A 10,931-nucleotide genomic window follows, 5' to 3' on the forward strand; every position below is an offset into this window, starting at 1 on the left:
GGGCGGAACGGCTTCTGCTGGACTACCGCGTGCTCGGCTCTTTTTGCGACAAACACTGTATGAGTGTACAGTGGCGAGCTTGGCGGCCGGGAGCCTGCGGATGGCATAAGCCGTGTGCACACCGAGCCGGACCTGAGCGACATAACTCATTGAACCGGTTAGCAAAAAAGTGGCATTGAATAACGCAATCCGCATCCGCGGCGCCCGTCAGCACAACCTCAAGAACCTCGATCTCGACCTCTTCACCGGCCAGATGACGGTCGTCACGGGCCCGTCGGGCTCGGGTAAATCGAGCCTCGTGTTCGACACGCTTTACGCGGAAGGCCAGCGTCGCTACGTCGAAACCTTCAGCGCCTACGCCCGCCAGTTTCTCGACCGGATGGACCGGCCGCAGGTGGATCGCGTGGACGGCGTGCCGCCCGCGATCGCCATCGACCAGACGAATCCGGTGCGCAGTTCGCGCTCGACGGTCGGCACAATGACCGAGCTGAACGACCACTTGAAGCTCTTCTACGCGCGCGCCGCCGAACTGTTCGATCGAAAGACGTCGCATCAGGTGCGGCACGATACGCCCGAAACGATCTACGCCGAGCTGCTGGAACGCACGCGCGCCGGCGATCCGCGCATCGCGATCACGTTTCCGGTCGAACTCCCCGATACCGCCAGCGACGAGGAAGTCACGCAATGGCTCTCCGCGAGCGGCTACACGCGCGTGCAGGCGAAGCGCCACGTCGAGACGGAGAGCGGCGCGCGGCAATTGCTCGATGTCGTCGCGGACCGGTTCCGCTTGCAGAACACCGAGCGCTCGCGCGCGCTGGAGGCGATCGAAGGCGCGCTGCTGCGGGGTACGGGGCGCGTGAACGTCTACGTCCTCGCCGACGAAGGGGAGCCGGAAATCTGGCGCTTTTCGACCGGCCTGCACAGCCCGGAGAGCGATATCCGCTATGCCGATCCGCAACCCGCGCTCTTTTCCTTCAATTCGGCCTATGGCGCGTGCGAGACGTGCCGCGGCTTTGGCCGGGTAATCGGCGTCGATCTGGGGCTCGTGATCCCCGACGAGCGCAAGACGCTCAAGGAAGGCGCGGTCAAGACGCTGCAGACGCCCGCGTGGAAGGAGAACCAGGACGATCTGGTGCGCTACGGCGCGAAGGCGGGCATTCGTCTCGGCGTGCCGTGGAGCGAACTGACGCAAAAGGAACGCGACTGGGTCATCAAGGGCTCGCCGGAGTGGACGGGCAAATGGGGCAACCAGTGGTACGGCGTGCAGCGCTTCTTCGACTATCTGGAGTCGAAGGCGTACAAGATGCACATCCGCGTGCTGCTGTCCAAATATCGTAGCTACACGAAGTGTCCCGCTTGCGACGGCGCGCGCCTGAAAACCGAAGCGCTCCTGTGGCGGCTCGGCACGAAGGAACAGGCCGACGCGGTGCTTTCGCCGGCGGATCGCTTCATGCCGACCGGCGTCGAATGGACACGTCCGCAGCTCGAAGCGATGCCCGGCCTCACGCTGCACGACCTGATGCTGATGCCGATCGAGCGTATCCGCCGTTTCTTCGATTCGCTGACGCTGCCGAGCACGCTCCTCGACGAAGCCCTGAAGCTGCTGCACGCCGAAGTCCGCACGCGTCTCAAATACCTGTGCGACGTCGGCCTCGGCTATCTGACGCTCGATCGCCAGAGCCGCACGCTATCGGGCGGCGAAGTGCAGCGGATCAACCTGACGACGGCGCTCGGAACGTCGCTCGTCAACACGCTGTTCGTCCTCGACGAACCAAGCATCGGGCTGCATCCACGCGACCTGAACCGAATCGTCGAGGCAATGCACCGGCTGCGCGACGCCGGCAACACGCTCGTCGTGGTGGAGCACGATCCTTCGGTGATGCTGGCCGCCGATCGCCTGATCGACATGGGGCCGGGCCCCGGCGAGCGCGGCGGCGACATTGTCTACGACGGTTCGCCCAACGAAATCCAGAACAGTGACACGCTGACCGGCGCCTATCTCGGTGGCCGGAAACACGTGGCGCATGCGTCGAACTGGCTGCGCCGTCTGGTCGACGGCAGCACGCCGCGCCTGATTCTCGAAGGCGCGAGCGACCACAACCTGCGCGACGTCACGGTCGAGATTCCGCTGCAACGGCTCGTCTGCGTGACGGGCGTATCCGGTTCGGGCAAGTCGACGCTGATCCAGGACGTGCTCGCGCCCGCGCTCGCCCGCCATTTCGGCAAGGCGACGGAAGCGCCGGGTGCGTTCCGTACGCTGCAAGGCGCCGACCAGTTGAGCGACGTCGTTTTCGTCGACCAGTCGCCGATCGGGCGCACGGCGCGCTCGAATCCGGCGAGCTACGTCGGCGCGTTCGACGAAATCCGCAAGCTGTTCGCGAAGGCGCCGCTCGCCGCCCAGCGTGGCTACGGCGCCAGTATGTTCAGCTTCAACTCAGGCGACGGGCGCTGCCCGACCTGCGGCGGCTCGGGCTTCGAGCACGTCGAAATGCAGTTCCTGAGCGACGTCTACCTGCGCTGCCCGGACTGCGACGGACGGCGTTATCGCGCGGAAATCCTCGAAGTGAAGATCGAACGCGGCGGGCGTCATCTGAGCGTCGCCGACGTGCTCGAACTGACGGTGAGCGAGGCCGTCGCGCTCTTCGCGAACGACGCCGAAGTGCTGCGCGTGCTGCAACCGATCGTCGATGTCGGGCTGGAATACGTGAAACTCGGCCAGCCGGTTCCCACTCTTTCCGGCGGCGAGGCGCAACGTCTCAAATTGGCTGGCTTCCTTGCGGAAACGTCTCAAGCGAAGGGCGGAAAGCAAGGCCGCCTCTTCATGTTCGACGAACCGACGACCGGCCTTCATTTCGACGACATCGCCAAGCTGATGCAGGCGCTGCGCCGGTTGCTGGAGCGCGGCCATTCGCTGATCGTGATCGAGCACAACCTCGACGTGATCCGCGCCGCCGACTGGATCATCGACCTCGGCCCGGAAGGCGGAGACGGTGGCGGGCAGGTCGTGTGCATCGGCACGCCGGACGACGTCGCCGCGTGCGAGCAGTCGCACACGGGCCGCGCGCTCCTCGACTACGAGGAATCGATGGCGCCCGGCGCCGCCGAAAAACGCGCGTCGGGCGTCCCGCTGCAGCTCGCGGCGGAAGTCGCGAGCGCGCGGCGCGCGTTGCAGGGCGAGGACGTGGTGCGCATCGTCAACGCGCGCGAGCACAACCTGAAGTCGCTCGACGTCGACATTCCGCACGGCAAGTTTAACGTGATCACGGGCGTCTCCGGCTCCGGCAAATCGACGCTCGCATTCGACATCCTGTTTCACGAAGGCCAGCGCCGCTATCTCGAATCTCTCAACGCATACGCGCGCTCGATCGTGCAGCCGGCCGGACGCCCGGAAGTCGATGCCGTCTACGGCATTCCGCCGACGGTCGCGATCGAACAGCGTTTGTCGCGCGGCGGGCGCAAAAGTACGGTCGCGACGACTTCCGAGGTGTGGCACTTCCTGCGGTTGCTGTATGTGAAGCTCGGCATCCAGCACTGCGTCCACGACGGCGCGCCGGTTCAGGCGCAGAGCGCCGAATCGATCGCCGCGCAGATCCTGCGCGATTTCAAGGGCCAGCACGTCGGGCTGCTCGCGCCGCTCGTCGTGAACCGGAAGGGCGTCTATACCGATATTGCGAAATGGGCGAAGGCGCGCGGGAATACGCATCTGCGCGTCGACGGCGAGTTTTTGCCCGTCAGCCCGTGGCCGAAGCTCGATCGCTTTCGCGAGCACACGATCGAACTGCCGGTCGGCGATCTCGTCGTGTCGGCGAACGACGAATCGGCTCTGCGCAAGCTGCTCGACGAGACGCTCGAAATCGGCAAAGGCGTGATGCATCTGCTCGCGCCGCTCGACGACCTGCACGGCGCGCTCAGCAACGGGCATCGTCGCGGGAAGGAGGAAACGCGTGTGTTCTCGACAAAACGCGCCTGTCCGGTGTGCGGCACGAGCTATCCGGAACTCGATCCGCGCATGTTTTCGTACAACAGCAAGCACGGGTGGTGCGGGACCTGCGTCGGCACGGGCCTGAAGCTCACGCGCGAACAACGCGCCGCCTACGACGACACGATCCTCGCCGGCGACGACCGCGGCCGCGAGCAGACCATCGGCTCGGTCGATCAGGAACCGGACGACGTCGTGGACGTGCCGTGTCCCGATTGCGAAGGCACGCGCCTGAACGAGGTCGCGCGCGCCGTGACATTCGGCAACTTCCCGATCACGGAAGTTGGCCGCTGGACGGTCAGCGACACGCGCCAGTGGGTGCGCAAGCTCGCGTTGAAAGGCCGCGACGCCGATATCGCGCGCGACGTCGTCAGCGAAATCGAAGGGCGCCTGCAGTTTCTGGAGGAGGTCGGCCTCGGCTATCTGAGCCTCGACCGCGCCGCGCCGACGCTCTCGGGCGGCGAAGCGCAGCGCATCCGGCTCGCGGCGCAGCTCGGCAGCAATCTGCAGGGCGTCTGCTATGTGCTCGACGAACCGACCATCGGCCTGCATCCGCGCGACAACCAGATCCTGCTCGACGCCCTGAAAAAGCTCGGCGACAAGGGCAATACGCTCGTCGTCGTGGAGCATGACGAGGACACGATTCGGCGCGCCGATCACATCATCGATATCGGGCCGGGCGCGGGCAAGCGCGGCGGGACGGTGGTCGCGCAGGGCGGCGTCGGCGATCTGGCGGCGCACAAGGATTCGCTGACCGGCCAGTTTCTCGCCAACCCGATCGTGCATCCGCTCAAACCGCGCCGCGACGTGCGCGCGGGCACAGCCAAGCGCGCGGCGACGCCCGAGCAATGGCTGACGGTCGAAGGCGCAACGCTGCACAATCTGCGCAACATCACGGCAAGCATGCCGCTTACGCGTCTCGTCGCGATTACGGGCGTCTCCGGCTCCGGCAAATCGACGCTCGCCCGCGACGTTTTGATGACGAATCTGCTCGATGCGGTCGGCCGTTCGGTGCTGTCGTCGCCCGCGACGCGCCGCGCGCGCAAAGCCGCACAAGCCGACGCGCCCGCGCGCAACCGCTCGAGCGTCCTGTCCCGCGAGGCGCCGCGTCCCAAATTCGACGTCGCGCACAACTGGCAGGGCTGCTCGGGTGTCACCGGCTGGGAATCGATCGATCGCGTGCTCGAAGTCGACCAGACGCCGATCGGCAAGACGCCGCGCTCGTGTCCGGCGACCTATATCGGCATGTGGGACACGATCCGCAAGCTGTTCGCCGATACGCTCGAAGCTCGCGCGCGCGGTTACACGCCGTCGCGTTTTTCGTTTAACACCGGCGACGGCCGTTGCCCCGCGTGCGAGGGGCAGGGCGTGCGCACGATCGCGATGAGCTTCCTGCCCGACGTGAAAGTGCCGTGCGATGTCTGTCACGGCCAGCGCTTCAACCCGGAAACGCTCGCGGTGACGTGGCGCGGCAAGAATATCGGCGAAGTGCTGACGATGGAAATCGACGAGGCCGTCGAATTTTTCGGCTCGATGACGAGCATCGCGCATCCGCTGCAGTTGATGAAAGACGTCGGGCTCGGGTATCTGACGCTCGGCCAGCCGTCGCCGACGCTCTCGGGCGGCGAGGCGCAGCGCATCAAGCTCGTGACGGAACTGAGCAAGGTTCGCGACGATGTCACACGGCGCGGGCAAAAAGTGCCACACACGCTCTACGTGCTCGACGAGCCGACTGTCGGCCTGCATATGGCGGACGTCGCAAAATTGATCCGCGTGCTTCACCGGCTGGTGGACGGCGGCCATAGCGTCGTCGTGATCGAGCACGATCTCGACGTGATCGCTGAAGCCGACTGGGTGTTGGACCTCGGCCCGGAAGGCGGTGTGAACGGCGGGATGATCGTCGCGGCCGCCGATCCCGAGACGCTCGCACGCAACGCGCGCAGCCATACCGGCGCGGCGTTGCGGCCGGTGCTGGCGCGGGTGGCGGCGGAGGAAAACGCCGCCTGACTGCGGTTGGGTCACCGTTCAATAACTCTTGTAGGGCAGAAACTTGCCCGACAGCACCACGTTGACCCGATCCCCCTTGGGATCGGGTTGGCGCTGAATGTCCATCGAAAAATCGATCGCGCTCATGATGCCGTCGCCGAATTCCTCGTGAATCAGTTCCTTGATCGTCGTCCCGTAGACGCTGACGATTTCGTACCAGCGGTAGATCAGCGGATCGGTCGGCACGGCGCTTGGCAGCGAGCCTTTATACGGAACGATCTGAAGCCACGCGACGGCTTCATCGGAAAGTTCGAATATTTCGCCTACGGTCGTCGCCTTGTCTTTGGTGAAGGTCATCTGGCCGAGGCAGCCAGCCGTCACCCATTCCTTGCTCAGGCCGACTTTTTGCGCGACATCGGCCCATTTCAGCCCCTTGCCGACCTTCGCGGCGAGAATCATCCGCGTCACTTCGCTACGATCTGAAATCATCGCTGTCACTCCTTGAAAGAAACCGATCGAGTTTAGGTGGACAAAAATCATGACTCAGGCGATCTCGAATCTCGACGTGCTGCTTGCTTCGATGCAACCCGAATTGCACGCGGGCGTGTATGTTTTCGCGTCGGTGCCGTTCGATGCCGATTTGCGTGGTATTGAACCGATCGCGACTGTCCGCGAATGGGAAGGGCTAACCGTGGTCGTCGAGGAAAGCGAAGCCGCGAGAGCCGGGCTGACACCACTCTTTCGCGCTGCCTGGATTACGCTGACGGTTCACTCCGATTTGAACGCCGTCGGCCTAACCGCCGCCTTCGCCCGCGCACTCGGCGACGCGAACATCAGTTGCAATGTCGTCGCGGCCGCGTTTCATGACCATATTTTCGTACCTGTCGACGATGCCGGGCGTGCCTTGGCCGCGCTCGAAGCGCTCCAAAAACGCGCTTCGGCGAGAGAATGAAGCACACGCTACACGCTGGTATGCTTGCCCCCTCGACCAATCAGGACCAGAACAAACTTCAAGATGGAAACGCAGGATAAAGCAGCAGCACTCAAACGCATGAAGTGGTTCGCGGCGGCCTTGCTGGTGGCGGCTGGCGCGTTGTTCGCGCTCGCCAAGAGCCAGCACGATGCCGGCGCGTGGGCGTGGGTCTCGGCGTTCGCAGAAGCGGCGATGGTCGGCGCGCTCGCGGACTGGTTCGCGGTCGTCGCGCTCTTTCGCCATCCGCTCGGCGTGCCCATCCCGCACACGGCGATCCTGCCCGCGAACAAGGCACGCGTCGCCGACAACCTCGCCGCGTTCGTGCGCGACCGCTTTCTCGGCACCGACGCGTTGGTCGATCGCGTGAACGCGTTCGACCCCGCCGGCCGTCTCTCGATATGGCTCGCCGAGCCGAAGAACGCCGAACTGCTCGGCAGAAAGGCGGTGACGTCGGCAAGCCAGCTCTTGAACTTCATCGACGACGCGCGCATCAAGACGATGCTCTACGACGCGCTGCGCCGCCGCGCCGAGAAATTCGACCTCGCGGGCGCGGCGGGTGGCCTGCTCTCCACGCTGACCGCCGACCAGCGCCATCAACTGCTGCTCGACGAAGGCCTGCGCGAACTGGCCGACTGGCTGGACCGCGGCGACGTGCAGCAGATGCTCGCCGACAAGATCGTGCAAGTGGCGGGCGAGGAGTATCCGAAGCTCGTCGGCGCGCTTGGTTTCATCGGACTGAACGCCGAGGAACTCGGCAACAAGTTCGCTGCGGGCCTCGTGCGCGGCGCGAACACGTGGCTGCACGACATCAGCAGCGACCCGGAACACGAGCGCCGCAAGGCATTCGACCGCGCGGTGGAAGGGTTCGTCGAACGGCTGAAGTCCGATCCGGCGTTCAAGTCGCGCATCGACGAGCACAAGCGGCAATGGCTCGATCGGCCGGAACTGCGCGCGTACGTCAACGGCCTGTGGGACGAGTTCACCGCTTGGCTGCACGCTGATCTTGAACGCCCGTCTTCGACGCTGCATACCAAGGTGGTCAGCGTGGCCGCGACTTTCGCGCAGGCGCTCGGCAGCGATCCGGCGCTGCGCGGCTCGATCAACGAGCACATGCGCGATGCGTTGAAGGCGCTCGCGCCCGAACTGCGCGAAGGCATCGCGAAGCACATCGCGACGACCGTTCGCCAATGGGACGATGCCACGCTCGTACGCGACGTCGAACTGAACATCGGTCGCGACCTGCAGTTCATCCGCGTGAACGGTACGCTGGTAGGCGGCGCGGTCGGGCTGCTGATTCATGCGGTGTCGCTTTTGACCGTTTGAGACGAATCGCGCGGTCTGAGGGGTTTCGAACATTTTCGTGAGCTCGTTAAATATGGCCAATCCGAACACCGAACTGATCGAGCGCTTCTACCGCGCCTTTCAGAACCTCGACGCCGAAGCGATGACCGAGTGCTACGCGCACGACATCCGCTTCGAGGACCCGGTGTTCGGCACGCTGCGCGGCCGCGAAGCGGGCGACATGTGGCGCATGCTGCTCGCGCGCGCGTCGGACTTTTCGCTGACGTATAGCGATATCAAGACTTCGGGCCAGACCGCGACCGCAAGCTGCGTCGCGACGTATCTGTTCTCGCGCACCAGACGCAAGGTGATCAACGAAATCCACTCGAAGTTCGCGATCCGCGATGGCCTGATCGTCGAACACACCGATACCTTCGATCTCTGGCGCTGGAGCCGGCAGGCGCTCGGCCTGAAAGGCTGGCTGCTCGGCGGGACGTCGTTCGTGCAAGACAAGATCCGCAAGGAAGCGCGCAAAGGTCTGGCGGAATATCGCAGGCAGGCCGCGTCATGACGCGCGTCGATCAGCCTTTCGATCGCGCGCGCCTCGAAGACGAATGGCTCGAAGCGGATGGCTTCGGCGGTTTCGCGTCGGGCACCGTCGGTTTGATGCGTACACGCCGCTATCACGCGCTGCTGCTCACCGCGACGCAGCCGCCGACGGGCCGCGTCGTGCTGGTGAACGGCATCGAGGCCTGGCTCGACGTGAACGACACGCGTTTTCCGCTGACGATGCAGTGCTACGCGCCGGACGTGATCTACCCCGACGCCTCCGCCAGCCTGCTTTCTTTCGACACCACGCCTTGGCCCACTTGGCGTTTCCGAATCAATGAGCGGTTGGTGGTCATTGCGGAAGTGTTTGTCGCGAAAGAGAGCCGCGAAACGGTATTGAGATGGCGCTTCGAAGGCGCTGACGTCCCGAACGCCGCCACGCTGCACGTGCGGCCGCTGCTCTCGGGCCGCGACTACCACTCGATGCATCACGAGAATCCGGCGTTCGGCTTCGACGCGCATGTCGATGGCGAGCGCGTGAGTTGGCAGCCCTACGGCGGCTTGCCTGTCGTCGTGGCGTCGACGAATGGCGTGTATGCCCATGCGCCCGACTGGTATCGCAATTTCTGCTATGTCCGCGAGCGGGAGCGGGGCCTCGATTTCACTGAGGACCTCGCGACGCCAGGCGTCTTTTCGTTCGACCTGACGCAAGGCGAGGCAGTGATGATCCTGAGCGCAGAGACAGGCACTGCGAGCCCTGCGCGGGAACGCGTAGTTGGACTCGCTGAAATCGAAGTGGAACGCCGCGCCGCGCTCGGCTCGCGCCTCCAGCGTTCTGCCGACGCCTACGTCATCGCGCGCGGTGACGGGCACACGATCCTCGCGGGCTTCCCGTGGTTCACCGATTGGGGCCGCGACACGTTCATCTCGATGCGCGGCCTGCTGATCGCGCAGGGACGCCTTCAATACGCGGAATCGATCCTGCTCGAATGGGCCGACATGCTTTCCGATGGCATGCTGCCAAACCGCTTTCCCGACCGCGGCGGCATGCCGGAATACAACTCGGTCGATGCCTCGCTGTGGTTTGCGGTGGCTGTGCACGATTACCTTGCGACAAATCACGCGCTCGCCGCTACTCGCAGCCGGCTGCAACGGGCCGTCGACGCGATCCTCGACGGTTATACGCGAGGCACGCGCTTCGGCATCGCGGTCGATGACGACGGCCTCGTGCGCGCCGGTGTGCCGGGCGTGCAACTGACGTGGATGGACGCGAAAGTCGACGGCTGGGTGGTGACTCCGCGCATCGGCAAGCCGGTCGAGGTGCAGGCGCTCTGGATCAACGCGCTGCGCATCGCACTCGACTGGAACCCGAATTGGAGCGAACTCGAAGCGCGCGCCCGGCGCTCGTTCGAACAGCGTTTCGTCGATCCGTCGACGGGTGCGCTGTTCGACGTCGTCGATGTGGATCACGAGCCGGGGAAAATCGACCGCTCGATTCGTCCGAACCAGATTTTCGCTGTGGGCGGCTTGCCGTTCGCGTTGCTCAACGGCGCCGCCGCAAATGCCGTGGTCGCGCAGGTCGAAGCGCATCTGCTCACACCGCTTGGGCTGCGCACGCTCGCGCCTTCCGACCCGGCTTATCGAGGGCTCTACAGTGGTGGTCTTTTTGAACGCGATTCGGCCTATCACCAGGGCACGGTGTGGCCGTGGCTCATCGGCCCGTTCATCGAAGCGTGGATCAGGCTGCACGGGACGCAAGGCGTACGCGAGCGCTTCCTCGCGCCGCTCTACGCGCATCTGGATCATGGCGGCCTCGGTCACATTTGCGAAGTGGCGGATGGCGACGCGCCGCATATGCCCGGCGGCACGCCGTGCCAGGCGTGGTCGCTCGGGGAACTGCTGCGAATGGAGAAGCTGATCGGCAGACGATGACCGATGTGCGTGAGTGGTGCCTGTGTTCATGTGCTTGCCTTGTTCAATCGACGGGCCGATGTTAGCAATACCGAGCTTTTGGCTGTCCAGCGAAATTTCATCATGGCGGTTATGAGTTTTCATCGATACCCGTTCGCCAAAGTCATGAGCGATACTGCGGCTTCGCTAAGTTTTCCGTTAAGCAATGGTCAAACACATCACTGGCCAAAAGCGCTAAATTGTGGGTCTTTC

General features: G+C 64.5%; 6 protein-coding genes. 5 read left to right on the plus strand and 1 reads right to left on the minus strand.

Annotated features, from left to right (window positions below; translation table 11 throughout):
- Positions 1 to 169: 169 nt before the first annotated feature.
- Entirely contained in the window at positions 170 to 5,986 is a 5,817-nt protein-coding gene (gene uvrA, locus AWB67_RS16515; RefSeq protein WP_125477607.1) for an excinuclease ABC subunit UvrA, read from the plus strand.
- An 18-nt stretch (positions 5,987 to 6,004) separates the two neighbouring features.
- On the opposite strand, the gene cynS is transcribed toward uvrA, so the two are convergent.
- The gene (cynS, locus tag AWB67_RS16520; protein ID WP_087657331.1) at positions 6,005 to 6,454 is read right to left on the minus strand and encodes a cyanase; all 450 of its coding nucleotides are present in this window, start codon (positions 6,452 to 6,454) and stop codon (positions 6,005 to 6,007) included.
- A gap of 49 nt (positions 6,455 to 6,503) precedes the next feature.
- Between cynS and AWB67_RS16525 the strand changes: the two genes are divergently transcribed.
- The 4 genes from AWB67_RS16525 to AWB67_RS16540 all read left to right on the plus strand — a co-directional run bounded on the left by AWB67_RS16525 (position 6,504) and on the right by AWB67_RS16540 (position 10,700).
- Positions 6,504 to 6,917: an ACT domain-containing protein gene (locus AWB67_RS16525; RefSeq protein WP_087657332.1), complete on the plus strand. Its 414-nt coding sequence runs from the start codon at positions 6,504 to 6,506 to the stop codon at positions 6,915 to 6,917.
- Positions 6,918 to 6,980: 63 nt separating this feature from the next.
- Complete coding sequence (locus AWB67_RS16530; RefSeq protein ID WP_087657333.1) at positions 6,981 to 8,261, plus strand: DUF445 domain-containing protein; 1,281 nt, start codon at positions 6,981 to 6,983, stop codon at positions 8,259 to 8,261.
- A 52-nt stretch (positions 8,262 to 8,313) separates the two neighbouring features.
- Positions 8,314 to 8,790 carry a nuclear transport factor 2 family protein gene (locus AWB67_RS16535; RefSeq protein ID WP_087657334.1) on the plus strand — a complete coding sequence of 159 codons (477 nt, stop codon included), beginning with the start codon at positions 8,314 to 8,316 and terminating at the stop codon, positions 8,788 to 8,790.
- A complete protein-coding gene (locus AWB67_RS16540; protein ID WP_087657335.1) occupies positions 8,787 to 10,700 on the plus strand; it encodes an amylo-alpha-1,6-glucosidase in 1,914 nt (637 codons plus the stop codon). The genes AWB67_RS16535 and AWB67_RS16540 overlap by 4 nt, the downstream gene beginning before the upstream one ends.
- Positions 10,701 to 10,931 lie beyond the last annotated feature (231 nt).

Source organism: Caballeronia terrestris (assembly GCF_001544515.1).
Lineage (GTDB): Bacteria > Pseudomonadota > Gammaproteobacteria > Burkholderiales > Burkholderiaceae > Caballeronia > Caballeronia terrestris.